This window comes from Microcoleus sp. T3_A4 (genome assembly GCF_036700465.1).
Taxonomy (GTDB): domain Bacteria; phylum Cyanobacteriota; class Cyanobacteriia; order Cyanobacteriales; family Microcoleaceae; genus Microcoleus.
The window spans coordinates 58595-84327 of sequence record NZ_JAUBOY010000029.1 but is presented as its reverse complement, the minus strand read 5'-3'; the positions used below and the strand labels follow the sequence as shown (position 1 = coordinate 84327).

The 25733-nt window shown below is 46.0% G+C and carries 20 protein-coding genes; 7 read left to right on the top strand and 13 right to left on the bottom strand.

The annotated features are described in order from the left end of the window. Window positions 1–132 precede the first annotated feature (132 nt). The 5 genes from QUA07_RS17620 to QUA07_RS17600 form a co-directional block, all read right to left on the bottom strand. Window positions 133–3252: an AAA family ATPase gene (locus tag QUA07_RS17620; RefSeq protein ID WP_333327258.1), complete on the bottom strand. Its 3120-nt coding sequence runs from the start codon at window positions 3250–3252 to the stop codon at window positions 133–135. A gap of 64 nt (window positions 3253–3316) precedes the next feature. Then, a complete protein-coding gene (locus QUA07_RS17615) occupies window positions 3317–3658 on the bottom strand; it encodes a type II toxin-antitoxin system PemK/MazF family toxin (RefSeq protein WP_333327255.1) in 342 nt (113 codons plus the stop codon). After that, a complete protein-coding gene (locus QUA07_RS17610) occupies window positions 3651–3926 on the bottom strand; it encodes a hypothetical protein (RefSeq protein ID WP_333236574.1) in 276 nt (91 codons plus the stop codon). The genes QUA07_RS17615 and QUA07_RS17610 overlap by 8 nt, the downstream gene beginning before the upstream one ends. Window positions 3927–4158: 232 nt before the next feature. Further along, a complete protein-coding gene (locus QUA07_RS17605) occupies window positions 4159–5268 on the bottom strand; it encodes a hypothetical protein (protein ID WP_333327253.1) in 1110 nt (369 codons plus the stop codon). A 231-nt stretch (window positions 5269–5499) separates the two neighbouring features. Continuing rightward, on the bottom strand, window positions 5500–5778 hold the full coding sequence (locus tag QUA07_RS17600; protein ID WP_333327250.1) for a hypothetical protein: 279 nt from the start codon (window positions 5776–5778) through the stop codon (window positions 5500–5502). A gap of 148 nt (window positions 5779–5926) precedes the next feature. Between QUA07_RS17600 and QUA07_RS17595 the strand changes: the two genes are divergently transcribed. Beyond that, complete coding sequence (locus QUA07_RS17595) at window positions 5927–6466, top strand: cyclic nucleotide-binding domain-containing protein (RefSeq protein WP_333103913.1); 540 nt, start codon at window positions 5927–5929, stop codon at window positions 6464–6466. A 107-nt stretch (window positions 6467–6573) separates the two neighbouring features. Here QUA07_RS17595 and QUA07_RS17590 read toward each other — a convergent pair whose 3' ends face one another. Beyond that, window positions 6574–6987 carry a hypothetical protein gene (locus QUA07_RS17590; protein ID WP_333247610.1) on the bottom strand — a complete coding sequence of 138 codons (414 nt, stop codon included), beginning with the start codon at window positions 6985–6987 and terminating at the stop codon, window positions 6574–6576. A gap of 168 nt (window positions 6988–7155) precedes the next feature. Further along, on the bottom strand, window positions 7156–8016 hold the full coding sequence (locus QUA07_RS17585; protein WP_333327248.1) for an FAD-binding domain-containing protein: 861 nt from the start codon (window positions 8014–8016) through the stop codon (window positions 7156–7158). 317 nt (window positions 8017–8333) lie between these two features. On the opposite strand from QUA07_RS17585, the gene ribD reads away from it, so the two are divergent. Further along, the gene (gene ribD / locus QUA07_RS17580) at window positions 8334–9509 is read left to right on the top strand and encodes a bifunctional diaminohydroxyphosphoribosylaminopyrimidine deaminase/5-amino-6-(5-phosphoribosylamino)uracil reductase RibD (protein ID WP_333327246.1); all 1176 of its coding nucleotides are present in this window, start codon (window positions 8334–8336) and stop codon (window positions 9507–9509) included. A 52-nt stretch (window positions 9510–9561) separates the two neighbouring features. Then, on the top strand, window positions 9562–10173 hold the full coding sequence (locus QUA07_RS17575) for a hypothetical protein (protein WP_333327244.1): 612 nt from the start codon (window positions 9562–9564) through the stop codon (window positions 10171–10173). A 184-nt stretch (window positions 10174–10357) separates the two neighbouring features. Here QUA07_RS17575 and QUA07_RS17570 read toward each other — a convergent pair whose 3' ends face one another. Continuing rightward, the gene (locus QUA07_RS17570) at window positions 10358–11272 is read right to left on the bottom strand and encodes a PPC domain-containing protein (RefSeq protein WP_333327242.1); all 915 of its coding nucleotides are present in this window, start codon (window positions 11270–11272) and stop codon (window positions 10358–10360) included. Window positions 11273–11365: 93 nt separating this feature from the next. Between QUA07_RS17570 and QUA07_RS17565 the strand changes: the two genes are divergently transcribed. Next, the gene (locus QUA07_RS17565; protein ID WP_333327240.1) at window positions 11366–13069 is read left to right on the top strand and encodes an NAD(P)/FAD-dependent oxidoreductase; all 1704 of its coding nucleotides are present in this window, start codon (window positions 11366–11368) and stop codon (window positions 13067–13069) included. Window positions 13070–13215: 146 nt separating this feature from the next. On the opposite strand, the gene QUA07_RS17560 is transcribed toward QUA07_RS17565, so the two are convergent. After that, window positions 13216–14439 carry an RNA-guided endonuclease TnpB family protein gene (locus QUA07_RS17560; protein ID WP_333327238.1) on the bottom strand — a complete coding sequence of 408 codons (1224 nt, stop codon included), beginning with the start codon at window positions 14437–14439 and terminating at the stop codon, window positions 13216–13218. A 629-nt stretch (window positions 14440–15068) separates the two neighbouring features. Between QUA07_RS17560 and QUA07_RS17555 the strand changes: the two genes are divergently transcribed. Next, window positions 15069–16778: an ABC transporter ATP-binding protein/permease gene (locus QUA07_RS17555; protein ID WP_333327236.1), complete on the top strand. Its 1710-nt coding sequence runs from the start codon at window positions 15069–15071 to the stop codon at window positions 16776–16778. Between the two features lie 457 nt (window positions 16779–17235). Here the strand turns inward: QUA07_RS17555 and QUA07_RS17550 are convergent, their stop codons facing one another. Next, window positions 17236–17442 (bottom strand): tyrosine-type recombinase/integrase, encoded by a 207-nt coding sequence (locus tag QUA07_RS17550; protein ID WP_333327235.1) that lies wholly within the window; start codon window positions 17440–17442, stop codon window positions 17236–17238. A 177-nt stretch (window positions 17443–17619) separates the two neighbouring features. Here QUA07_RS17550 and QUA07_RS17545 point away from each other — a divergent pair, with 177 nt between their 5' ends. Then, the gene (locus QUA07_RS17545) at window positions 17620–18102 is read left to right on the top strand and encodes an FxLYD domain-containing protein (protein WP_333327233.1); all 483 of its coding nucleotides are present in this window, start codon (window positions 17620–17622) and stop codon (window positions 18100–18102) included. Window positions 18103–18408: 306 nt separating this feature from the next. Next, on the top strand, window positions 18409–20136 hold the full coding sequence (locus QUA07_RS17540; protein ID WP_333327231.1) for an ABC transporter ATP-binding protein: 1728 nt from the start codon (window positions 18409–18411) through the stop codon (window positions 20134–20136). Window positions 20137–20347: 211 nt separating this feature from the next. Here QUA07_RS17540 and QUA07_RS17535 read toward each other — a convergent pair whose 3' ends face one another. Genes QUA07_RS17535 through QUA07_RS17525 form a run of 3 tightly spaced genes read right to left on the bottom strand, consistent with a single transcriptional unit; the run spans window position 20348 to window position 25531 of the window. Then, window positions 20348–20791 carry a PIN domain-containing protein gene (locus QUA07_RS17535; protein WP_333327229.1) on the bottom strand — a complete coding sequence of 148 codons (444 nt, stop codon included), beginning with the start codon at window positions 20789–20791 and terminating at the stop codon, window positions 20348–20350. Then, the gene (locus QUA07_RS17530) at window positions 20779–21018 is read right to left on the bottom strand and encodes a hypothetical protein (RefSeq protein WP_333327227.1); all 240 of its coding nucleotides are present in this window, start codon (window positions 21016–21018) and stop codon (window positions 20779–20781) included. The genes QUA07_RS17535 and QUA07_RS17530 overlap by 13 nt, the downstream gene beginning before the upstream one ends. Window positions 21019–21037: 19 nt before the next feature. Then, the gene (locus QUA07_RS17525) at window positions 21038–25531 is read right to left on the bottom strand and encodes a WD40 domain-containing protein (protein WP_333327225.1); all 4494 of its coding nucleotides are present in this window, start codon (window positions 25529–25531) and stop codon (window positions 21038–21040) included. Between the last annotated feature and the right edge of the window lie 202 nt (window positions 25532–25733).

The window sequence follows — 25733 nt, the reverse complement described above, 5'->3', positions numbered from 1 at the left end:
ACAGAAGGCATTCGGTACTTGTCCAGAAAAAAGAAGGTGAAAATACCCAAGGCGGCAAGAAAACAGAAGGTGAAAACACTGATATGTTGAACTTTTTTTCTTCTCCTCCTTCCATCCGGTTCATCAACCCTTTTAAATTGACAAGCTAATGCAAGAACCCTGAGCAGTTTTGCTTACTTCAATTCTGGCTTGAAAAGCTTCTTTCAGGTGAGGCATATGGGTAACGGTGAGGATGCAGGCGAAGTCGGAGGCGATCGCATTAATTGCAGCAATCAGTCGATCGCACCCTTCAGCATCCTGAGTCCCGAACCCCTCATCAATAATCAACATTTGCAAAGCCGTACCCGCCCGCTGAGACAGCAGTCTCGCCAGCGCCAGCCGAATCGCAAAATTAATCCTAAAAGCTTCACCGCCAGAGTAAGTTTCGTAGGCGCGAGTACCGCGAGAATCAGCAATTAAAATGTCTAAAGTGTCAATCAATTTAGTTGCTTTTTTAGAAGCAGCAGCCCGCTGAGTAATAAATTGAACGTGCAATTGATTCGCGCTCAATCTCGACAATATCTGATTAGTTTCAGCTTCAAGTTGAGGCAAAACATTTTCAATCATTAAAGCTTGAATGCCGTTTTTACCAAAGGCTTGGCCCAACTCTTGATAAACTCGCTGCTGGCGTTTAGCAACTTGCATTTGCTCTTTTTGAGCTACTAGCTGAACTTGCAGATTTTCCAGATTTTGCTGCTGCTGCTGGAGGCGTCCGAGACTTCCCAAATGTTGGTCTAGCTGCTGCCGGCGGCGACTGATTTGCTGTTCGATCGCACTTATGCGAGCTGTGGGATCGGGATGTTCTTGCAATTGCTGGTTCATAGCGGAAGTTTGAGCGCTGACAGCTTGCAAATCTTGATCGCGTACTGCGATGGAATTTGCTATTTCATTAACCCGCTGCTGCACTTGCGGGTACTGCACAGTTGCCGATCGCAATTTTTCGGCGCGGGCGATCCAAAACTGCGATCGGCGCATTTCGCTGCGGACGTGTTCGTGCTGTTCCAAATTATAGCCAATTTCCGCAATGTATCTATCTAAAGACAGAATTTGCTGCTGTATTTCCGAGCTATTTTTTTGCTGTTCTAACTGTTGCTGTACTGTAGCTAATTGAGTTTGCAAATCCGGGCGACGGGCATTAATTTTATTCAGTTTCTGCTGAGCGTCTTTGATTTGAGCTTGCTTAATTTCCGCCCACCGCAAGCGCTTTTCATCGCTGCGGGCGAGGGAGTGGCTGCGATCGCTATAATTGAGCTGTTGCAGTTGCTGTTCGATTTGCTGGAGTTCGCCCAAATCATCGGCTGCATACTCGCCAGTGCGTAGCAACCGCTCTATTTCTGCAGCGTCTTGACGCATACTTTGCAGTCGGTTTTCATCTTGGCCCAGGCTATCTAATTGTGCTTGTAAATGACTGCGACGTTCCCGCAATTCTTGGTAGGGCGCTAATTCCTCTTCTAGTTCGCGGTATTCATGTCTGAGAACTTGAATTTCGCGCTCAGAGACGGCTAATTGTTCGCGGACAACCCACAGTTGGTTCCAGATTTCCTGCTGTTGGGTGTGGTGTTTTGTGACAACCAAATTCCAGTAGTGTTCGTCTAAAGGTCGATCGCACAAAGGACAATTGCCAAAATTTGCATCCCGCACCATTAAAGGCGAATTCGATGGCTCGTTTTCCGCAAAATTCGAGGCTTTACCTTCGCCTGCGGTTTTTTCTCCTTCATGTTTCCGCAGCAGTTGCAGTTTTTGGTCGATTTCAGCGAGTCTGGTTTGATAGTCGCGGCTTTTGGCTTGCAGGTTTCCGAGAAAGTCGTGCCTTTCTTGACCTTTTTCGCGGACTCGCTGCTGATAAACTCGCTTGTTTTCCAACTGCAAAATTTGATTGGCGATGGCCGAGATTTCCTGCTGTAATTGCGGCTGTCGCTGCTGCTGCTGAACTTGCACCTGTCGGTTAATTTCCTCTAAGCGGGCGGTTAAACCGGCGCGGGCGCGATCGAGCTTTTGTTGCTTTTGCTGCTGCTGTTGTAGCAGTGGCGAAACTTGCAGTTGCAGTTGCTCTAGTTCGTTGAGGCGCGATCGAACTGCTTGCAACTGTGCGAGTCCTTTATCAACCTCCGGCTGCTGTTTGAGAATCTCCAGAACATCTTTTTCATCTTGTTCTAAAACATCTAATTGAGCTTGCAACTGCTGAATTTTGCTTTGCAAAAAGCTCAGTTCTTGCCGCTGCTGTTCTTGCAATTGCTGGCGCTGATTTTGGGCTTGTTGGTTTGCCTTGAATTTGCCAGCCAGACTTTCTTCTGTGGCTTGCAAGCTGTGGAAATACGCGATCCCTGCTGTTATTTCATTTTCTTGTCCTAGGAGGGCTTGCAGCTCATTTTGCTGCTGTTTGGCTGCGCTGAGTTCTTGCTGCAAGCGGCGACATTCTTGAGTGATATTGTCGTGCTGTTGCTGGTGGCCTGCGAGGAGTTTTTGCCAAGTTTGGCGGTTGTGGTGCTGGAGTTGCAGTTGCTGTAACTCGGTTGTGTCGGCTTGCTGCTGCTGCTGAAGCAAATCGGTTGCTTGCTGCAATTGAGTTTGTTCTGAGGCGAGAGCGTCTTTTTGTTGCAGTTGCTCTTGTACGGTTAGCAAACTCTGTTTGAGCACTTCGACTTGAGCTTTAAATTGTTTGGAGGTATCCTTGGCTTGGTCGGATAAAGTGTCGTAGGAGTCGAGTTTGAGCAGGTTGGCTAAAACTTGTTTGCGTTCGATCGGCTTTTTGAGCATAAATTCATCAGCTCGCCCCTGCCGCAAATATGCCGAATTGATGAAAGTATCGTAATCTAGTTTGATGTGTTCGAGGATTTTTTGCTGAGTTGTTCTCAGCCCCTTGTCTGTGAGCGTGCGAAAATTAAGTTTTTCCTCACTCTCGGCAGAATTCAAGCTGACTTGAAATTCCAAACTTCCCGATTGTCCGCGTCGGCGGTTGCGAATCACCCGGTAGATTTGGCCGCCGGTGGAGAAAGTGAAATCAACGCGCACATCTGTTTCGCCGATATGGATGATATCGTCTTCCGTATCGCTGCGGCAACAGCCCCAAAGTGCCCAGGATATGGCTTCTAAGAGGGAGGATTTGCCAGCACCGTTAGGCCCGCAAATGCAAGCGGTGTGCAGGCCGCGAAAGTCTAAAGCAGCTTCGCGATAGCTGAGAAAATTTTTGAGTGTAAGTTGTATAGGAATCATTTAGGCCATCGCGCCATACAATCTATCTATAAATAACACTATTTGTACGCTGTTGCCTAGTTATTCAATCTAGATCCAGAACAATTGTCAGTGCTTCTGCAATTTCTTCCATAATTGTCTCGGACAGGGTTCCGAGTTGTCGGACAAATCTTTGTTGCGAGACGGAACGGACTTGAAAAGTATCGGCGGCGGAGAGTTTCGCCAAGCCATTTTCTGATGTCGGATCGAGCTGCACCATCCAATCAAGCGGGGAAAAAAGATCGTTCCATGATGTAATTGGAACAATTACTTTGAGGCGCAAATTTCCCACTTCATCATCGCTGACAACCACAACAGGTCTAGTTTTGCCGATTTCATCTCCCACCGTTGGATCTAGTCTGACGAGCCACACTTCGCCCTTACGCATTAGTTTCTACCCCTGCGCTCAGGTATTCTTCCTCTGAATCGAAATACGGTTCGCTGTCGGGCGACCACAAATCGTGCAGCGGCCCTCCTGGTTCATACAAAGGAACTGCTGCTTCTGCTGCGGCTCTGAGTCTCCGTTTTCTCTCAACTTTGCGCTGGGCTTTTTCTTCTATTTCTTCGCGCATCATCCGCGAAGCTGTTTCGATAATTTCTAGGCGTTCTTCTGCTGTCAGATTTTTGAGTGCTGCTAAGATTTCTGTTTTGGTCACGGTTTTTTCGGGTGGTTGGTGAGAAAGTACGATCGCACCATCATTATATCTTTCACAAAAATCAATATCGGCGCTCTGTGCTGATGAGGCAACCTACATTACCAGTCTGTGCTTATGGCGTACCCTACCTTGATCGCATAGGCAGATTTTCCATCATCAAAAAGGGTTGACTGTATTCCTACAGCCAACCCCGCACAGATTTATTTGTCCTGCGTTTGCTCAAACAGCAACACTACCTGGCAATATTCGGGAACGTATAGCCGACACCGACTAACAATCCCACTTCAGCTCCGTCTACAAAACCAACATTCAGTCCCGCTGTTGCTGTAAAATTTCTCGTCAGCGGCACATCTACACCCCCCGAAATCAGGAAGCCCAAAGTACCGTCATCCCCGGTAGAAATTATCACGCCAGCACCTGCATAAGGAGCAGCAGTAATCACAAAATCCTCGCTGACTTCGACGGTATTTTGAGATACAAAATCGAAGGTAACGGGAACTAGAAAAGCTAAGTCGTCCTGGAACAAAACAGTCGGTCTCACCGACAAATTGTTTGTCAAACCGATTTTGCTAATAATGGCAAATGAACCGTCGCCTAAAGCTGAATCTCCGCCAAAACCAAGATTGCCACCAATGCCGATGTAGCTGGGCCCAGAACGGGTAGCTCGGCCTGGTCGGATTTGAGTTCCTTGAGCCACTTTTTTAGTTGGTTCTGAGGCAGTTGTCGGTTTTTCAGCAACTTTCGGTTGGTTTGTCAAAGCTGAGGCGGAAGTGCTGACAGGATTGCTCAACAATTCTTGTGCTGTTTTGACTTCTTTTTCTTCCTTCGTTGCTGTTACTTCAAGATTATTGCTTTGAGCAACAATTGAGCTAGGTCGATCGCTCTTTTTGGCAGTCTCGACTGTTGACTGCACTTTGACACCATTATCAGCAATTTTAGCGGTTTCTTCCGACTTTTGGGTCTCAGCAGCAATGGATGTATTTGGCGCTGTTTCTGTCTCAGCAATTTCCGATGTTGCTGCTTCCGATTTTTCGGGTGCAGCAATAGATACTTGCAAGTTGGCGGCCGGTTCAGAGGCTGCTGGCTCTGCAGCTTCTGTTAGTTCGCTCCAACTGATTGAATCAATTTTTTTATTACTAGCCGTTGTTTCTGCGTCGGGTTTAACTGCTGAAGTTGCCGTCGGCTCAGAAATTTGGTCAATATTTTGAGCGGCTATTGTTGCAGTTGTAGCGACATCGGGCAAGTTGCCAGTTTCAGCTTTCGCTGACATGGTACTGCAACAAACAGCTAAAGCTGCAAGATTTATTAACGCAAAAGTAGACTTGGAAAATAGACTATTCATAGAAACTCCTCAATGAAGGGGGTGTTAAAAGTGTAAGTGTTTGAGGGCGAACATCGAGAGCTTTGCTCAAAAAAGACACAAATATGAGTTGTGTTGTTCCTAGATTGCCATTTTACTGTTGAATAGTCAACTCTCAAGCTGATTAGATTCAAGAACGGACGGCGGGTTTAGAGGCTAATTTTAATTTACAGATCGATCGGCAAAAAATCAATCCTAGGGATGATTCCATCCTTAATCCTGTTTAATTGATGGGTCGCTCGCGCGTCTCGCTTGCATTCTACAATACTGTACTTGGGGGCGCTGCACTTGCAGCCACGCCGGAAAAACCCGGTTTTTGAGGGCGCACCGAGTCGAAACCAAGAGACAACAAGCTTTCAAAACAGTCTTGGCAGCCCCGCCGTCCAAAGCAAGTGCAGTTAATACAACGCGATCTGCTGCTGCACAGTCCCTGACAATTAATGTAGAATAATACCACCGATCCGAGAAATATTTGTGGCTCGATCGTGTCAAAATTACTGAATATTATGAAAATTGTGTAAAATTTAGTCTTCTATTTGTAAAGTTTAGCCTTCGCTTTCGCTCAGGGTCTGACCATCTAACAACAGCACGCAACTAAACAAGTAAAAAAATACAAATTATCTCATCTCAACCTGACTTTATGAGCAAAGTTCTAGTGATATTAGGCGAATTGAGCGATCGCGACATCGATTGGATGCTCGCCAACGGCACCCGCACCCAAGTCCTCCCCGGCACAACCCTGATCACCGAAGGTAAGCCCTTAGACGCCCTGTACATAGTTCTGGAGGGAACTTTGAGCGTTTCTGTATCATCTTTGGGCGACAAAGAAATTGGAAAAATTATTTCCGGGGAAGTGTTAGGCGAAATGTCTTTTGTAGACGGGAGGCTTCCTTCTGCTAGCGTCACGGCAATTGAAGAGTGCCTCATCCTGTCAATTCCCCGCCGGCTGCTAACTGAAAAACTCGAGCAAGACGTGCTTTTTTCCCTGCGGTTTTATCGGGCGATTACCAAATTTCTGTCGTCGAGACTGCGGGGTACAGTCAAACGCTTCGGCGATGATAGTGATGGTTTAATATATGAAGATCCCGACGGCGAGGACGGCATCCCGCAAAATGTCGAGAATCCAGATTTGGCGGCATCGAGATTTCAATGGCTGTTGGAGCGTTTGAAGGGGAGTTGAAGGAAGAAGGAAGAAGGAAGAGGGAAGAAGGAAGAAGGAAGAGGGAAGAAGAGAAAAGAACACCTCTTTTCTATTTCCAATTTCCAATTTCCAATTTCCAATTACAATTAGAAAACATATTTTTCAGCGACGCGCCAATAGCGAGAAAAACGCTTCAAATCAATGTAACCATCGTAGCGGACAAAGGGTTCGGGTGGCAAAACTTCTACTGGGTGCGATCGCTTAATTTCCCGGCAAATATCCTGAAACCGAGGACTGGGACTTTCGGTAGTTACCACTTGATTAGCGCCGGATTCGATCGCAAAAGCGATAACTTCTGCAGCCACATCACCCCGCCGAATAACTACCGGCAACTCCAGCAAACATTCGTAAATAAACACCATTCGTTTGAGACTCAACTGCCATTCATCAATGAGCGCATCATCCCAAACCCAGATTGCCGGTGCCTCTGGGTGCGCTTGAAAAGCCGGGCCTTCAGGACTCAAACAGTCGCCGTGCAGCCAAATAATCGGATTGTTCATAAATTAGTAATTGTTAATTGTTGACTGTTGACTGTTAATTGTTAATTGTTGACTGTTGACTGTTAATTGTTAATTGTTGACTGTTGACTGTTAATTGTTAACTTATGACTACTGACTACTGACTACTGACTACTGACTACTGACTACTGACTACTGACTAATAACTTTTTAATTTCTGCGACCTTTGTTAGGGCCTTGCCAACTTTTAGAACCGCCGCTGCGATCGACCTTTTCTCCATGAGGAAACAACTGCCCTTCTAAATATTCGTAAGTTCCCTCAAAATCGCATTGCCCGTACAGAGGACAATCGCCACAATAAACCGCCTTAGTGTAACGCTCCAAATTTTCGCGATTAAAAAAATAAGGTTTGTGACTAAAAGTGCTTGCTACCCACTGCCAAGAAAGATTATTGCTCGCCGGATCTCCATCTAGCAAATGTTGCAAAAACCAGCGAGCTCCGGCTTGCCAGCGCACGTGGCGCCAGTGTACGAGATAAGCGGCAGTCCACATCCGCTGGTGATTGTGCAAATAACCAGTTTCTCGCAACTCGCGGCTGAAACTGTCGATGCAAACCAAACCAGTCGTGCCCTCGACGACATCCTGTGGCAGAGTTTCGCTGTAATCTTTAGCAGTGTAACCAGTTTTGTAGGGTTCCCGGTCTTGCCAAATGCCCTTGCCCAATTCGGCGTACAGTCGCTGCCAATAATCCCGCCAACCCAACTCGTTGACGAGTTTTACGGCCTCTTCTGGATGCCGCACCTTCTCCAGTACGGCATCCCGGACTTCCGCAAGACTCAAAACTCCGTAGCGCAAATAGGGCGACAAGCGCGTTACCGCACCGTTGAGGAAATTGCGGGTTGAGGCGTATTTGCCGGGGTCAATTTGTTGTAGGGCTGTCTCGGCTGCTTTCCGCCCGCCTGGGGTTGGGGGTACGCTGCTGTCCCGGCCGGCGGCTTCGGGGAATTGTTCACGCACGTAGGCAATTAATTCGTCGCGGCTGGCAAATTCCCGCTTCATGTCCTGACTCATTGTTTTCTCAAGCGCCTGCTATTCTTTACTCATGTTAAAGCTATTCGATCGGGCGTGCCGGATCGATGCCCTAAATTGCCCTTCACTCCTGGTAACTCACATCTTGCACATCAGCAACAGGCAAGATGCCTGTTCCACAAAAGATAAATTTTCTTGTGGAACAGGCATCTTGCCTGTTCATAAAAGGCTAATTGAGAATGGTGCAATATTTCAGTGGTAACGTACAGTTTGCCCCATCAGCAATCGATCGTCGGATCGCAGCCAAAATTAGCATCAAAGTTCAGTACACTCAGGGATAGATATAATACCAAAATCCTATGGAAACTTTTCCGGCGCACGCTAAAGCGATCGCCAGCTTAACTAACGGACAGCAGCAAGATACAAAACAACGGGAAAACAGCGAAGTTCAAGAGTTCGATCGAGCCATGATGGGCCGCTGCATAGAATTGGCTCGCCGTGCTCTGGGCAAAACCGCACCCAACCCCCTTGTCGGTTCTGTAATTGTCCGAGACGGCAAGATTGTCGGCGAAGGGTTTCATCCCGGTGCCGGTCAACCTCACGCCGAAGTTTTTGCGCTCCGGGAAGCGGGGGAACTCGCCGCAGGAGCGACCGTCTACGTGAACCTGGAACCCTGCAACCACTACGGCCGGACTCCTCCCTGTTCCGAAGCTTTAGTTAATGCCAAGGTGGCAAAAGTAGTGGCTGGCATGGTCGATCCGAATCCTTTGGTAGCTGGAAGTGGGCTAGCCCGGTTGCGAGAGGCTGGCATTGAAGTGGTGGCGGGAGTGGAAGGGGAAGCTTGCCAGAAACTCAATGAGGCTTTTGTGCACCGGATTTTGTACCGCCGGCCTTTTGGAATTTTGAAATATGCAATGACTTTGGACGGTAAAATTGCTACCAGTAGCGGCCACAGCGCTTGGGTGACAGGCGAGGAGGCTCGGAGTGAGGTACACCGGGTGCGCGTCGGCTGCGATGCTGTGATTGTTGGGGGAAATACGGTGCGTCTGGACAATCCCCTACTGACGAGTCACAAGCCTGATAGGAATAATCCTTTGCGGGTGGTGATGAGCCGCACTTTGGATTTGCCGAAGTCGGCTTGGTTGTGGGAAACCTCTGTGGCGGCTACTTTGGTGCTGACTGAGCCTGGGGTTAACCCGGAATTTCAGGAATTTTTGCTCGCCAAAGGGGTGGAAGTTGTGGAGCTCTCGCCTCTGACACCGACTAATGTTATGGCTTATTTGTACGATCGATCTTTTCTTTCTGTACTCTGGGAGTGCGGTGGCACTTTAGCCGCTCAGGCAATTGCTGAGGGTGCAGTTCAAAAAATTATGGCTTTTATTGCTCCTAAAATTGTCGGTGGCAAAGGTGCTCCAACTCCTGTAGGAGATTTGGGCTTTTCCGTAATGACTGATGCTTTGACTTTAGAGGGGGTTTCTTGGCGCACAGTTGGTGCAGATTGTGTGGTAGAAGGCTATTTAAAAGTTAAAGATTGAAAGTTAAAAGCGAGTCTTTTGAGTTTTTGATTTTTAACTTTTAACTCCTTTTATGGTTGCAATTCTGATTTGGAGTTTGATGATTGGCAGTCTCGGCTTGGAGGCTGCGCTTGTGGGTCTTTTGGTGAACCACGAGCAATTGGATGCGGGGCAAAAATGCGATGAGGAGGAGGAAGTTTTGACTCGGTACGAATCTCAAGAAGATAATTTTAATGCGCCTGAAAATGCGCGATCCAATGGCAATCCCAAGTCTGAACCCAATTCTGTTGATTTGACGGTTTGGGAGTACAAGATTGTGCGGGCTAGCAACGATTTGTTCCGCAATCCTGCGATTTTTCACAAGCTATGCCAGGAAGAGGCGGAAGTTGGCTGGATTTTGCTCGAAAAGCTAGACGACAGGCGGGTGCGGTTCAAACGTCCGATCGCGCTGCGGGATGCCCCGATGCCTAATTTACCCATGTTTGACCCTTACCGCACTCATTACGGCCCGATCTCGAATGCGATGACTTGGGCTGCGACGATCGTGTTTATGAGTGCGATCGTGCTTCCTGCTATTTTGGGCTATGCTTTGGTGTCTACTACTCTCAGCAGAAGTCGCTCTAATTGGCCTCCGGCACCTGTTCAATCTTTGCCTTCTCCCAGCGGGCCAGCAACTAATAAGTGAAACCTGGGCAAATTGTCGATCGCCCTTTTTGCAGCCTGTTTTATAGCAAGTCTAAATCATTTGTGAACCAGATGTTTTTTTACGAACCGCGAAGGCGCAAAGACCGCGAAGGAAGACAGGATAAGTGAGGAGAAGTCGGGGTTTGTTTGACTGATTTAGGCTTGCTATATACGTTATTTTGATTTTATAATTGGGGCGGTATTACTGAGGGAGAGGCTAGCAATCTCAAGTCATAATTTGTATCGCCTTGAAATTGAGAAACGCGGACAAAATAACTCCCCGCAGGTAAAGGCCCATTGCTGACAATTGTTTCTGAAGCCGTGCCTAAATTGTTAGACGAAGCAATAAGATCGTCTAATCCAACTGCGCCGTTGCCGTTGAGATCTTGAATTAATTCAACATCAACATCTGCACTCAAGCCGTCAACAGTTACACTGAAAAGGCTGGGAGTATTGAGGATGAAACTGTAAATGTCGGCTGTTTCTGCATCTCCCACAAAATCGCTCGCAGTTTGAATTTCTGTGAGAATGCCCAGGCTTTTTGCTGCGTTCAAATTGTCTGCGGGATCGGGGAGAGTGCTCAACAATCCTTCTTGTTGACCGAATTGAATGTAATGGTCGATCGCACTTTTAACTGCGCCGCTTTGGACTGCGGCTGCTACCAGCGGATATTTTTCTAGATAAAAGCTGGGATCGAAGAAAACGCTGGCTTTGCGGTTTTCTAATTGACCGGCTTTGAAGTAGTGTTCAAAAGGGGTAAATTGATTTGTTTGGACTGCTGTCTGAACATCTGGGTTGCTTGCTAAATAGAAACCAACATCGAAGAAAGGGTTGGGGTTGCGTCGTTCAAATTGACCGAATCTAATAAAGTGATCGGCTGCTGAAAAGCCATTGAGTTTGGCTGATACCGCTACATCTGTATTGGTGTCTAAATAATAGCTGGCGTCGAACAGGGCATTCGGGTCGCGATTTTCAAATTTGCCAATTTTTCGGTAGTGATCGAAGGGACTCGATACCGTGCCTCTGGCAACTGCTACGGCGACATCTGGGTTGTTTTCGAGATAAAATTTGCTGTCGAACAGTGTTCTGAGGGTTAGCATTATTAAAAAAATCTCTCTGGACTTTAGTCTGGAAAGTGCACGATCGAGAATCCAGTTTACATCAAAGTTTTGTTTTGTGAGGATGTCTTAATTATGGCTAAATCTGGACTGATGGCAATGCTGCGCCGCGCTGCGAGTATTGCTCAGAAATCAAGGGAAACTGGCATTCCGGCTGATGAACTGCTGGGGATGCTGAGCGCTGGCATTCCCAATTCTGCCATATCTCGGCGCGGCTTGCTGCACGGGGGCTTAGCTGCTGCGGGGGCTGTCGCTGCTGCGACTTTTACCAGGGAGGGAGGGGGAGCTTTTGCTCAACAGGGCGGACGATCGCCGATTTTGGTTGTGGGTGCAGGGATTGCGGGTTTGACGGCGGCTTATCGCTTGCGCCAAGCGGGCGTGCGCGCCGATATAATCGAGGCAACGAATCGCGTGGGGGGGCGGATTCGCACTATTCCCAAGGTGGCTGGAACGCTGATTCCGGCGGATCTGGGGGGAGAATTTATTGACACCGGCCACACTAATTTAATCTCGCTGGCGACGGAATTGGGTTTGCGGGCGATCGACTTAGCCCAAGTGCAGAGTGGACTGGTGAAGGATACTTTTTTCTTTCAAGGGCGCCGCTTTTCTCTTGAGCAAATAATCGCGGAATTTGCGCCACTAGCGAGTAAAATTACTGCTGATTTGGAGGCGGTTGGCGATGAAATTAGCTATCAAGATTTTACAGAAGCAGCGGAAAGATTGGACAATCTTTCGATCGCTGAATATGTAGACCAAGCTGAGACTAGCACGATTGTCAGGCAGTTACTCCGCATTGCTTACACGACTGAATACGGTCGAGATCCTGAAGAACAGTCGGCGTTAAATCTGCTGTTTTTAATCGGTTCTGAACCTGGCAGTTTTGAATTGTACGGCAACAGCGATGAGCGCTATCAAATTGACGGCGGCAACAGTCAAATTATCAACCGTTTGGCGGGTCAATTGTCTGGTTCGATCGAGGCGGGGACGGTTTTGGAAGCGATTACTCTTTTGCCGGATGGCCGCTATCGGGTAAATTTGCGATCGGGACAAAGCGCCTTCGAGCGCACTTACGAGCGAGTTTTGTTAACTTTGCCGTTCAGCACTCTGCGAGACGTTAAAATTAACGTACCTTTGCCCCAACCGAAGCGTAGGGCGATCGAGCAGTTGGGTTACGGTACTAATTCTAAGTTAATTACTGGCTACCGCAGCCGAATTTGGCGGGAACCTTATCGATCGACGGCTTCTGTTTATAGCGATTTAGGATTCCAGAATACCTGGGAAGCTACGCCTTTTGCTCCTACTCCTAACGGTTTAGTTACTAATTTTACAGGAGGAAAGCAGGGTTTGTCGATCGGTGCCGGAACTCCCGAAGACCAAGCACAAAGATTTTTGAACCAATTTGAAAGAGTTTTTCCCGGAGTGAGAAATTTGCGATCGGGCAAAGCTGTGCGAGCTTATTGGCCGGGAGAACGCTTTTCTAAAGGTTCTTATTCCTGCTATTTAGTCGGACAGTGGACGCAAATGTACGGCGTTGAAGGCGAACGAGTTGGCAATTTATATTTTGCCGGGGAACACACTTCGCTAGAAAATCAAGGTTACATGGAAGGCGGTTGCGAAACTGGACAAAGGGCGGCTGGTGAAATTTTGCAAGACTTGGGTTTGATACCTTCTGCTGATGCTTTGAATGCTCGATCTGCTAGCAGTTTGAACAGTCGCCGTCCCAGCCGGAAAATTCCCGGAGCGCGGAATCTTGGCAATAGAAAGCCGAGTATTAGATAATCTCGTAAGGTGTACATCTAATTCTTGTTGGCCGTTGCTCCTAGCCCGTGCATCTAATTCTTGTGGGCTGGCTTCTAGCCCGCCCAAAAATACAATTTAGATGCCCAACAGCTTAAAGCCATTTTACTGATTGTGAACTACCCACACTAAATCGAAACGATTATAGTGTCGGCTTCTAACATCACGGAGGAATGCCTCAGAACAGACTTGCGTCCAATCTTTGGTCTTACTTCCCCTCCGTTAGCAAAAACGGCTGTTCCATCCGTCTGTAGTATCCTGATGCCTTCCGCTCTAATGTTTATTGCAGCATTACCATCACGGTCATGACGAGTACCGCAATTAGGACAAGTCCACTTCCTAATATCAAGCGGTAGCTTATCAATCTGGTAATAGCAATTAGAGCAGAGCTTGGAGCTGGGGAACCAACGGTCAATTTCAACCAACTTACCACCTTTTTTCTCTAGCTTGTAAGCTAGGAAATTGACAAATATTCCCCATCCCGCATCAGATATGGCTTTAGCTAAATTGTGATTGCATACCATGCCTTTGACATTAAGATTCTCTACTACGACAACTTGGTTTTCATTGACGAGCTTTCTCGAAAGCTTATGTAGAAAATCCTGACGGGATTTAGTTACCCGTTCGTACACTTTAGCTACAGTCTTTTTGGCTTTGTTCCTTGAATTACTTCCTTTCTGTTTTTTAGCTAGCTTTTGTTGCTTGCGTTTGAGGTTTTTCTCGTGTTTGGCTAGATGCTTGGGGCGATCATACTTGGAGACTTTGCAGCCATTGCTCGTAATAGCAAAGTGAGTCAATCCCAAGTCAATTCCAATTACTTTGCCTGCCGTTGAAACAGTCGGATTGTCGCCTTCACTCTCCGTCAATATTGAGGCAAAGTATTTCCCAGAAGGATCTAAGCTAACCGTTACGGTTTTGATTGTTCCTTCTATGTTCCTGTGCAACTTGGCTTTAACTTTGCCGACTTTGCCCGGAAACTGAACAAACCCATCAAGTACCTTGACATTTTGAGGATACTGAATCGATTGCTTATCATGCTTTGACTTGTAGCGCGGGAACCTAGCACGACCTGCAAAAAAGTTTTTATAGGCAGTTGTGAGGTTGAGCGTTGTTGCTTGCAAAACTTGGCTATAGCATTCAGACAACCAAAGTGTTTCTTCGGCTTTCTTGAGTTTGGGTAAAAAGGCATTGAGTGCTGACTGACCAAGGCTTTTACCCGTTTCTTTGTAAGTCTCAATTGACTTGTTTAGAGCATAGTTCCACCACCATCTGGCACAGCCAAAGTGCTGAGACAGTAGGGCTTGTTGCTCTAATGTTGGATCAAGTCGAACCTTGATGGCAGTATGCAGCATCTCATTACCTCCTTACTGTATTATACACATTCCAGTAAAACAGCGACATCGATAAAGATTTGGAGATTTCCGTACCTACAATCTCCCTGCCTTTCATCCCACCGCTAAACTGGGTACAGTTATAGCGGGGGACAACAGGAGCGAGGAGTTAAATCGGAACTTACCCCCTGCGGGGGTAGTTCTGGGGGCTGTATTCTTTTTCCCGTCTCGGTTTTAGCGACTTGACTGCCGACAAACCGTAGTCATGTATTTAAGATTTTCTCAATATTTAGGGCGAGAGTATTGTTCGAGGATGAATTTAAGCAAAAACCCAGCCACATAAGGGTTGTAAGAGATTGTATTTATGTAAAAGACTTGGAGGCTCCGGGCAAGTCTCACCTCGCAATGGTTTCAGACGGAACTTACCCCGTGTGCCGGGTAAGTTGCATTAACTCAGTAAAATTACTGATATTTAAAATCTGTCATCTACCTTAAGATATAAATTCTGAAGTTATCCGAGCATCATTAGGGAAGTACCACGGGAGCATCACCCATACCAGGTGTCGCTGATGGACAAGAACGATGAGAATTGCCCCATCCGCTACAGGTAGTTTCCACCAAAGCACAATTTTTCCTACCCATAAGAAAAGATGAATCAATTGAAGCAGTCGGTAAAGCAGTTTTGGTCGATCGCAAACCCCTACTTCTTTTCCAGAGAAAAATGGGGAGCTAGGGGGTTGTTCGCCCTCGTAATGTTATTAATGCTAGGTTTCAATGCTGTGAGCATAGTCCAGAGCTATATTATGCGGGACTTGATGAATGCAGTCACGGGAAAGAATGTTTCAGACTTCTATAAGATGTGGCTGATGCTATTGGGTCTGTTTGCCATATTCACGCCCATTATGGTTTTCTTCTTCTATTCGCAAAATGTACTGCAACTCTACTGGCGAAAGTGGCTAACGAATCACTTACTGAAGAAATATTTTAGCAATCAAGGTTTCTACAAAATTAAGTTCAATGATAAGGTTGATAATCCCGATCAGCGTTTAGCTGAAGACGTTAATTTGTTTGTTAAGCAAAATATTGATATTTGGGGATTATTATTCAACCAAGTTGTCACAATAATTTCTTTTCTCGGCGTTCTCTTTACAATTGACAAGGCACTGACTTTAGTTGTATTTATACTGGCTGGTTTTAAAACTGTTTTCACTATCTTTATAGGGAAGAGATTAAGTAGATTAAAGTTCAATCAGTTACAACGAGAAGCAAATTTTCGCTATAGTTTGGTTCATCTTCGAGACAATAGTGAATCCATCGCATTTTACCGAGGTGAAGAGCGTGAATATAGTGCAGTATCACAGCGATTTAATGAAGTTTTGAATAATTTTAATAACCTGATTGTCTTGCAGCGTAACCTTGGTTTATTTACCCAAGGAACCGGGATGATATTTACAAATTTACCTATAGTTTTTTTAGCTCCTCGATACTTTGCGGGTCAGATAGATTTTGGGCAGGTAACGCAAGCTTCTGGAGCGTTTGTGTCTATTTTAAGTGCCCTGGGCTTTATTGCCGAGAATTTTGATATGATAACTAACTTTACCACTCAGATTAATCGTTTAGGAACATTTGATCGGGTTCTGTCCGAGCAAATGGCAGCACCTCGAGCCGGCATGGCAACGATTGATGTTGTGGAACAGCACTATCTAGCCCTCGAACGGGTTACCTTAGAGACGCCTAACTATGAGCGAATCTTAGTTAGAGATTTATCTTTCAAGGTGGGACACGGTGAAAGCGTCTTGATTGTTGGACCTTCTGGCGCTGGCAAGAGTTCGTTAATGCGAGCGATCGCAGGATTGTGGAATGCGGGTACGGGTTGCATTGTCCGTCCTAAACCGGAGGAAACGCTGTTTTTGCCCCAACGGCCTTATATGCTGCTAGGGGACTTACGCAGCCAATTGCTATATCCCAACACCAGCGGTCAAGTTACTGATGAACAACTGCACGAAATACTCGCACAAGTCAATCTTTCCCATTTGCCAGAACGGGTAGGTGGATTTGATGTGGAATTGGAATGGGCTGATGTTTTGTCACTAGGAGAACAACAACGGTTAGCATTTGCACGCCTACTGCTGACTAAACCTCGCTACGCTATTTTGGATGAATCAACGAGTGCATTGGATGTGGCTAACGAGAGACGGCTCTATCAGTTGCTCAAAGAAACAGGAACTGCCTTTATCAGTGTCGGTCACCGTCCGACTTTGGTACAGTATCACGAGCAGGTCTTAAGGCTAGTTGGTAATACCAATTGGCATCTGATATCGGCTAAAGATTACAGCCCCGATCTCGCCGAGTTTACTTGAAAAATGCAATTGCCCCACTGCAAGTAATGGTCTTTACCGTATCCGCCTCAAAATTCCAGGCGTGCGATCGGGTAGAACAGAATAACTTTTGACCGTACCCGTCCATCACTTCCCTTTTAGGAGTTTTTCAATAGCGTGTTGCCATAGCATTGACATCACTTGAAAGCAGTTGATGAAGACTCCAACGCAGTATAGCAATCCTAAATCAATCAGATAAATTTGTAGGGGTAGTGCTAAGAGTGCCTACCCCCTATCTATCGGGGCAACCACGGGGGGATTGCCCCTACAATAATTACGCAAATCATTTAGGATTGCTATATACTGATAGCGATGGCCCTGTTGTAAAAGATGTAGTGGAGAAAGCAGTTATAGTTCTGCTGCCCTAGTCCTAAACCAGCAGATGCAACCCGCTACTATCAGCAGGGTTCGCGTGAAGATAGCGACCCGTCGTCTCAATTTAGCTGTGTCCCAATGTTGCTTGCACCAAGTGGATGGGCACGCCCCTATTCAATGCTTGACTGGCGGGAGAATGCCTTAGCCAGTGCGGCGAAACTTTCCCCTCAACCTCGGCCCGCTTGCCGGCAGTCGCTACAATTTTGAGAACGTGGGATGAGGTCAAGTGCTCTCCTTTCCTGCTCAAGAACACCACAATCAGTTCTAACATTTTTTGTCGTGGGTTATCTTGAGTAACGACAATGACTTTACTTTACTTTCTAAAGTTTGATGTCTTATCATAGCACTATGCAGCGTGAGTGCGACGACCCCTAAATATAGATATGCTAGCCTAAATTTTAGCTGTATTGTATTGTAGCAATTAATTTCCTAACTTGCCTAAAAAAGCATGATTTATTTACATTTAACAGTAGCTTTCTCTAGTTTACTAATGTCCCCGATATCAGCTAGCCCTTTGATAGCATACGCTACAAATACAATTGCCCAAAACTCCGAAATTGATGAGCCGTTTTGCTACATGAAAACCCCCGACGGCCAAACAGTAGACTTAGGCAAGTTATGCGAGAAACAGCCCTCTTTAGGAAATTCCCAAACTTGCATTCCCGGTTCCAACATTGCTGCGAAAGTGTCTATTGCGGCGACTAATTATGACGGCAACTTTTTCAGCGGTCAAGTCCTTAATCAAGGCTGCAAAATAATCAAGAATGTCAAAGTCAATTATGAAGTTTTGGACGAGTCAGGCAATTTAATTGACAACGGATTTATCTACGCTGAACCAGTTACTCTTGCACCCGGACAGTCAGCCGCCTTTCGGGGCGAAGTTGTCGCGGGGGCTAAAGTACAGGCTACTCATGCCGACGGTCAAGAATGATTTTAGATTTTAGATTTTAGATTTTAGATTGAAGAATTGGACAGTTAACCCACGGATGAATCCGGGGGCTTTGTATCCCGGATGCTTTCGGTGAAGAATGATTGTTGAGATTTGTCCGATCGCTGTTATCATGTTTTGGCTCAGATATCTCTATGACTTACGCAGAGATCCCCCTAAATCCCCCTTCAAAAGGGGGACTTTGAATAATAATCTTGTCCCCCCCTTATGAAGGGGGGTTAGGGAGGATCGAAGTTTGAATATTCTTGCAGAGATCCCCAAAAACAGAATTTGCGAGGGCAAAATATCTTGAAAACTCGATCGACATACTGGCAAATCTTACCCTACCTCCGTCCCCAAAAACAAACCATCGGTAAAGCATTAGCTTGTACCGTAGTATTTACCATATTTTGGCCGATTATAGCGTGGCTAGTTGGCGAAACAGCAAAATTTATAGGCAAAGGAGATTTACAAGGGTTCGCTCAAATTGCTGCACTCAGCGCCATTATCTTTCTAATTCGCGGTACAGCCCAGTACGGTCAAGATACGCTGATGGCAAAAGCTGCTTTGACTATTGCTTTAGAAATCCGCAAAAAAGTCTACTCCCACCTGCAAAAACTCAATATCGGCTACTTTGAAACTGCCAAAACCGGAGACTTATCCTACCGCCTCACCGAAGATATTGACCGCATTGGCGAAGTCGTAAATAAATTTTTTCATCAGTTTATTCCTTGTGTTTTGCAGCTAATTGCGGTTCTGGGATATATGATTTATCTCAACTGGCAATTAACTTTAGGTGCATTAATTATTGCACCGCTGATGGCTATCTTAATTGGCTGGTTTGGCGAAAGACTGCTGAGTTACTCGCGCCAAAGTCAAAATCGCATTTCTGATTTATCCGCTTTGCTGACAGAAGTATTCAGTGGCATTCGTTTAATCAAAGCATTTGTGGCTGAAGACTACGAAATTGCGCGCTTTGCAGAAGAAGCAGAACAAAACCGCCGCGCTAAGTATTTGTCAGAAAGAATAAAAGCACTTCAGTTCGTTGTAGTTGGCTTTCTGGAAGCGATGAGCGTGATTTTGCTCTTTTTCCTGGGAGGTTGGCAAATTTCTCAAGGAAACCTCACAGGTACTCAATTTATCAGTTATATCGCAGGGGTGGCACTTTTAATTGACCCCATCGCTATTACAACTGCTAATTACGGGGATTTTAAGCAGGGAGAAGCTTCTAGCGATCGCATTTTTGAACTATTAGCAATTGAACCCGCTGTAGTCGAAAAATCGGGTGCAATTGAACTGCCCCACGTTACCGGAAAAGTCGAATACCGCAATATTAATTTTGCCTATAACTCAGAGACACCAATTCTGCAAAACATGAGTTTGTTGGTGCTTCCCGGAGAAATGATTGCTCTCGTGGGTGCATCCGGTGCGGGTAAAACTACTTTAGTAAACTTGTTACCGAGATTTTACGATCCGCAAGCGGGACAAATTTTAATTGATGGGATTGATATTCAAGATGTGACCTTAAATACGCTGCGTCGGCAAATCGGCATTGTGCCACAAGAAACTATTTTATTTTCGGGTACAATTGCTCAAAATATTGCTTTTGGGCGATCTTATTATGAACTGAAAGATGTGCAAAAAGCTGCGGAGATTGCTAATGCTCATCAATTCATTAGTGAGTTTCCCGACGGTTATCAAACTTGGGTAGGAGAAAGGGGTGTAAATTTATCTGGGGGACAAAAACAAAGAATTGCGATCGCCCGTGCAGTTTTGCTTGATCCGAGAATATTGATTTTGGATGAAGCGACATCGGCGCTGGATTCGGAATCCGAAGGTTTAGTGCAGGAGGCGCTGGAAAGATTGATGCGCGATCGCACTGTGTTTATTATCGCTCACCGCTTGGCTACTGTGCGGAGAGCCGATCGCATTTTAGTTTTGGAAAAAGGCAGAATTGTGGAATCTGGGACGCACGAGGAGTTGCTGGAAAAGGGATCTCGCTATGCTGGCTACTACGCTCAACAGTTTAGTCAGTAGGCTACCTTAGAAACCGGGTTTTTGGCCGCCTCTGCTGGCCTCAACGAAGTATTCTCGTAAAAAACCCGGTTTCTGACCACCCGTTGGTAAGTCCTATCAGAAATCGTATTTTGTCATCTGCCTTCCCCGAACTCAACCTGACAGTTGAACAGGTTTTCAGATATATCCAAAGGGAAGAATAGCATTCTTTTGGGAATGCGATCGCCTATGATTATGATGCCAAAACATCACTCAGGATGACAACAGATAGATTTGGAACATTACGAAATCCATTGTCATTGGTGAGAAACAGCGTACAGCCTTCAGTGATGGCTGTCGCAGCATGAATAGCATCAGGGGTTTTGAGATTGGTGTTAGCCCTTAAATTAGCTGCTGTTCTCAGTACAGATTGAGTGATGGGAACTAGCTGTATATCTGAGGACAATAAAAGTTGTTCGTAGTCACTGACTAAGATAGTGTTAGCATTTTTTAGAGGGAAAACTAAGGTTTCCAGCAACGTCAATTCACTGGTCATCAGTTCAATTTCACCTGCTTGAAACTTCAGCCACAAGGGTAGAAGAACCGAATAGTAATTCTGGTTGGCTTCAACGGTGTAAATAATGACTTGTGTATCCAAGTAAATTGTAGCAGAGGATGGTAGGTTTAGTTGTCCCATGAGTTTCTTTCTTCTTCTAGTTCCCGGTCAATTTCTTCAACAGTTCTGGAGACATGACGGCTGCGGATTTCTGTAAGCAATTCCAACACTTTACGCCGCCCGCCTTGAGCCTTTTCTGGTATGATCACAAAAACTTCAACCTCTTCGCCAACAGAACCAGGTGGCACTTGAATTTCAAGTTTATTTCCTGCAAGAACTTTGGTTGTAATCCGTATTGCTGATTGCATATTTCCTCCTTGGCGATGATTAATTTTCAACAGCCCCTAAAGCTTTGAGCGTGGCTTTTTCAACTTCCGTTAAACCCGTAACACCCTTGATATTCATGTGTTCATACGGTCTGTCACTTTTCAGTATTTTGAGGCACTCACCCGTCTCAACATCCCAAAGTATAATTGTGCCATCCCGACTGCAAGCAGCAATAATTTTCCCATCTGAACTGGAGGCAACTGAGTTAATTCTACTGGTATGACATTGCAAAATTTTTAGACATTCACCAGTACGGATATCCCATAATCTTACCGTTAGATCGACACTTCCACTAACAACTATTTCACCAGAATAACTAAAGGCAACTGAACGTATCCAATCAGTATGCCCCTGCAAGATTTGGAGACATTCACCAGTATGGATATCCCATAGTCTTATTGTTCGATCGACACTTCCACTGGCAAGTATTTCACCGTTTTGGCTAAAGGCGATCGCGCGAACCCAACCCGTATGCCCATGTAAGATTTGGAGGCATTCACCAGTATGGATATCGCACAACCTCACCGTTCCGTCAAAACTTGCACTGGCAAATATCTCGCCCAAAGGACTGAAAGCAGCCGAGTGTACAGAATTGTTATGCCCGTGCAACGTTTTGAGGCATTCGCCAGTACCGATATCCCACAACCTCACCGTTTGTTTATAACCTGCACTCGCAAGTATTTCACCCGAAGGACTGAAGGCGATTGAGCGTACTTCTTTTCCACTCTCTAGCAAAATATGGAGGCATTCACCACTGCGGATATCCCACAGCCTCAGCGTTTGGTCATAACTTCCGCTAGCAAGTATTTCACCGTTTGGATGGAAGGCAACTAAATGTACCCGATCGAGATGTCCGTGCAAGATTTGGAGGCACTTACCGCTGCTGACATCCCACAGCTTGACTGTTTTTTCGTCATCGCCGCTGGCAAACATTTCACCGTTTGGACTGAAGGCGATCGACCTTACTTGATTGCTATGCCCTTGCAGCGTATTCAAGCATTCACCGCTGTTGATATCCCACAGCCTCAGCGTTTTATCATAACTACCACTAACAAGTATTTCACCGTTTGGACTGAAGGCGACTGACCCTACTCGATCGTTATGCCCTTGCAAAGTATTCAAGCATTCACCGCTGTTGATATCCCACAGTTTTGCTGTGCGATCGAAACTTCCACTTGCGAGTATTTCCCCGGAAGAACTAAAGGCGATAGACCGTACTTGATCCAAATGTCCCTCCAAAGTTTTAAGACATTCACCGCTACCGATATTCCACAGCCTCACTGTTTTGTCGGCGCTGCCACTAGCCAGCATCTCACCAGCAGAATTGAAAGCCACTGAAAACACATTTTTAGTATGACCTTGCAAAGTTTTGAGACATTCACCAGTACCGATATTCCATAGCCTCACTGTTTTGTCGCCGCTGCCACTGGCAAGCATCTCACCAGCAGGATGGAAAGCAATTGAAAATACAACTTTAGTATGGTCTTGCAAAATTTTGCAGCATTCACCCGTGCGGATATCCCATAACCTTACCGTGCGATCGAAACTCCCACTAGCAAGTATATTTCCATCAGGATTGAAGGTGACAAACATTACTGATTCGGTATGTCCCTGCAACACTTTTAAACATTCACCCGTCTGGACATCCCATAACTTGATTATTTTGTCATAACTCGCGCTAGCGAGTATCTCACCGTCAGGACTGAAGGCCACTGACTCCACCACGTTGGTATGTCCTTTACAGGTCAATATTTCTCTGCCACTGCTAGCTTCCCACAAGCGAACTACGCCATCGCTATCACCTGTAGCTAACAGTTTGCCATCAGGACTAAATATTACTGACCGAACACTAGCGAACATTTTAGTAAAAGCTGAATTAGCCAAATTCGCTTCAGCAAAATTGACACGACGCAAGCTAGCATTTGTCAAATCAGCACCTAAAATAACTGCACGAGAAAGGTCTTTTGTTTCTAACGCAGTGCGATCGATTTTCACCAACAGCGTCGCCGCATTCCCTCCCACATAACCTACCTCACTTTCAGTTTTTCCCCGCGTTGCTTCCAGAATTTCCAATAATTCCTCCGTAGCTGCCGCTACATCGAGGCAGGGCCGGCACGAGGACACCGCCCCTACCATTGGTAACAACAAATCCATCACTGCTTTTGTCAGCGGCGCGTGTCCGAAACTCTGACGGAGTTGTCCTAAATCTTCCGCCGCAAATCCTTTCAAAGGCGCAATAAGCTCACCATTATTTCTCTTCTGGGCTTGCAGCCGACAATAATTAGACCAAGTGTACGATCGAGGTTCTGCATCAGGATTTACACAAGACTGTTCAGGCGCCACTAATTCGGTAAAATCTGCGGCCAAAACTCCCAATTCCGCTGCAAATTTATAAGCGACAAAAAACTCTAATAACGAACGGTGCGCCGGAGTATAATCCCCATCAGCATTGCGGATGAGCATCGTTTGACCCATCATGTCGTAGTGCCAGTGGTCTAAGTCTTTTTCCTCTTGCACCACTGAACCAAACAAGCTGCGAATGCGATCGGGAAAACCGCGATAATTCAGGCTCATTTGGTTGGTTGACAGCATTTCCCACGATAACTCGCACAAAAAGTAAAGCTTATCTGCCAAAGAAGTAAAAGTCCGTTCTGCTTTGATATCTCTCTCTATTTTCCGCCGCACCGCATACAGATAGATTCGCGACATATCCACGGGTTTTCCAGCTTCAATATCGGGCAATGCTTCCAAAATTAACTCGGTCATCACCGGGCGACGCGCTAAATCCAATAACTGCGGGTTTCCCATCACTTTTTCGACAGTCGCCGCTTCTGTTTGAAATGACAGCGCTTGCCCAATTTGCTCGTCGTTAAATTTCTCTAATTCTAAGACTTCAAATTGGGGAGTTTCGCCTGTTAGAATGGTTGTTGATGCTTGCAGTTCTGCATTGAACAATGCCCGTCCTTCCTTGCCTTCAGGAAAGTGTTCGGTACGGCAAGTGAGGATGACTTTTGCGCCAGGAACCACGGCTTTTGCTAGTTCCCAGAAGTTGTTGATGGTTTCTTGCCGATCGCACTTAGCGGCCATTTCATCAAAACCATCGAAAATCAACAGAAACTTGCCCATGCGATTGAGTTGTTCAAAGGCAGAATAACCCGCCAAAGGTATCTCGTGCTTCCGAAAGAAAAACTCGGAAAATAGCGACTCGACACTCACTGCTTTGGCGTAATCTCGCAAAGGAATTACTAACGGCAAACGCGGACGTTCTAAGCCGCGCTTTTGAGCATCTCGGTAGCGTTGTAGCGCCATCCAAGCATAGTGCATCGCAAACCAAGTTTTCCCGGTTCCAAATTCTCCTAAAACTGAAATATGTTCTTTTACTGGGTCTTCTAACCACAGGTCAATATAACCTTCGATCCAGCCATCTCGCCCGTCATAATGACTCACGCCTATCTTGCGGTGAGTATCGGGATCAATTTCTTCTTTCGTACAGGCTAGCGGCACATATTTGGTATCAATTTCTCGGCTGGTTATTTCTTTTTCTAGCCAATCCAGATAAGCGGTAAAATCGGCATCTTGGTCGAGCAATTCATCGAAAGTATAACAAGCTAAATTACGATTTTCGGCTTTCTCTATCTCATCCCGCGCGGCGCGACTGATGCGGCGGGCTGTGACTAACCACCCTTCATCGGTGCGCTGTCTTTCTACCGACTCGCGCAAAGCTGAGATATCCCTGAGTCCCGCTTCTCCGGCAATTCCGCGCACTAAAATGCGATCGTACCGATTGCGTCTGACGGGGACATTGATAATCCATTCAAAATAGTTATCTTCCGAGATTTGATAGGTTTCAAACTTATAACTTAATGTTTCAAACCACCCGCGAACTTGTTGTGATAAAATAAAAGCTTGAGACTTTTGAATATTAGTTGATGCTGCGGCGGGAAGTGCGGGATAATCTTCAGCTTCCAGTCGTGCAAACTCGGTGCGAATTCCTTCGATAGTGGGGAGGCGTTCGATGCGATCCATTACCATAGATAGGCGTTTTTGCAAAGAGGCGATCGAATTTCCCATCATCACATCTCCCAGCGTCCGCGTCCGCTTTGCTACTTCCATAAACACGGCGGCAAATGCCATGAATTCCCGTCTGGGGTCAATGCCTAAATCTCGAATTTCTTTGCCTAAAGCACTCTTATTCAGATATTCATCGCCTGCTTGAATTAAAATGGCTGGGCTATCGGACTCGAAAGCTTTGCGAAATGCTGATTCAATCTCTTTTTGGCGAAACAGTTCTAAAATCTGCTTGGGTTTGCCAGCGCCGTACTCTACTAAAGTATAAACATAAACTCCGCTAAAATCTGCGGGCGGAGCATCGGGGTCGAGGTTAAATCTTTTTAAGATTTTGATGACACTTTCATTGCGCTGAAACTTGTCTTTGATGGTGCCGAAGGGAATTGTCGTCAGGAGGCTGATAACTAAGTCGAGACTAATTAGCATGATTTAGGCTTTCCTGTTTTTCCGTGGAAGTAATGCTCAAATCTAGAATCGGTAGGCTGTGTCCCTGAAATGCGCTGCGTATCGCAAACTGCTCTAATTTTATGTTAACAGGATTTACGCGCTCCGACCAAAGAAACCGGTTTTTTACCGAATCTGCTGGTAGGAGCGAAGTATTTTCGTAAAAAACCCGGTTTCTGACCCA

Coding starts and splice junctions, on each gene's coding strand:
- QUA07_RS17620 (WP_333327258.1), bottom strand. CDS start 3,252: ATGATTCCTATACAACTTACACTCAAAAATTTTCTCAGCTATCGCGAA.
- QUA07_RS17615 (WP_333327255.1), bottom strand. CDS start 3,658: ATGCGTAAGGGCGAAGTGTGGCTCGTCAGACTAGATCCAACGGTGGGA.
- QUA07_RS17605 (WP_333327253.1), bottom strand. CDS start 5,268: ATGAATAGTCTATTTTCCAAGTCTACTTTTGCGTTAATAAATCTTGCA.
- QUA07_RS17595 (WP_333103913.1), top strand. CDS start 5,927: ATGAGCAAAGTTCTAGTGATATTAGGCGAATTGAGCGATCGCGACATC.
- QUA07_RS17590 (WP_333247610.1), bottom strand. CDS start 6,987: ATGAACAATCCGATTATTTGGCTGCACGGCGACTGTTTGAGTCCTGAA.
- QUA07_RS17585 (WP_333327248.1), bottom strand. CDS start 8,016: ATGAGTCAGGACATGAAGCGGGAATTTGCCAGCCGCGACGAATTAATT.
- ribD (WP_333327246.1), top strand. CDS start 8,334: ATGGAAACTTTTCCGGCGCACGCTAAAGCGATCGCCAGCTTAACTAAC.
- QUA07_RS17575 (WP_333327244.1), top strand. CDS start 9,562: ATGGTTGCAATTCTGATTTGGAGTTTGATGATTGGCAGTCTCGGCTTG.
- QUA07_RS17570 (WP_333327242.1), bottom strand. CDS start 11,272: ATGCTAACCCTCAGAACACTGTTCGACAGCAAATTTTATCTCGAAAAC.
- QUA07_RS17565 (WP_333327240.1), top strand. CDS start 11,366: ATGGCTAAATCTGGACTGATGGCAATGCTGCGCCGCGCTGCGAGTATT.
- QUA07_RS17560 (WP_333327238.1), bottom strand. CDS start 14,439: ATGCTGCATACTGCCATCAAGGTTCGACTTGATCCAACATTAGAGCAA.
- QUA07_RS17555 (WP_333327236.1), top strand. CDS start 15,069: ATGAATCAATTGAAGCAGTCGGTAAAGCAGTTTTGGTCGATCGCAAAC.
- QUA07_RS17550 (WP_333327235.1), bottom strand. CDS start 17,442: ATGTTAGAACTGATTGTGGTGTTCTTGAGCAGGAAAGGAGAGCACTTG.
- QUA07_RS17545 (WP_333327233.1), top strand. CDS start 17,620: ATGATTTATTTACATTTAACAGTAGCTTTCTCTAGTTTACTAATGTCC.
- QUA07_RS17535 (WP_333327229.1), bottom strand. CDS start 20,791: ATGGGACAACTAAACCTACCATCCTCTGCTACAATTTACTTGGATACA.
- QUA07_RS17530 (WP_333327227.1), bottom strand. CDS start 21,018: ATGCAATCAGCAATACGGATTACAACCAAAGTTCTTGCAGGAAATAAA.
- QUA07_RS17525 (WP_333327225.1), bottom strand. CDS start 25,531: ATGCTAATTAGTCTCGACTTAGTTATCAGCCTCCTGACGACAATTCCC.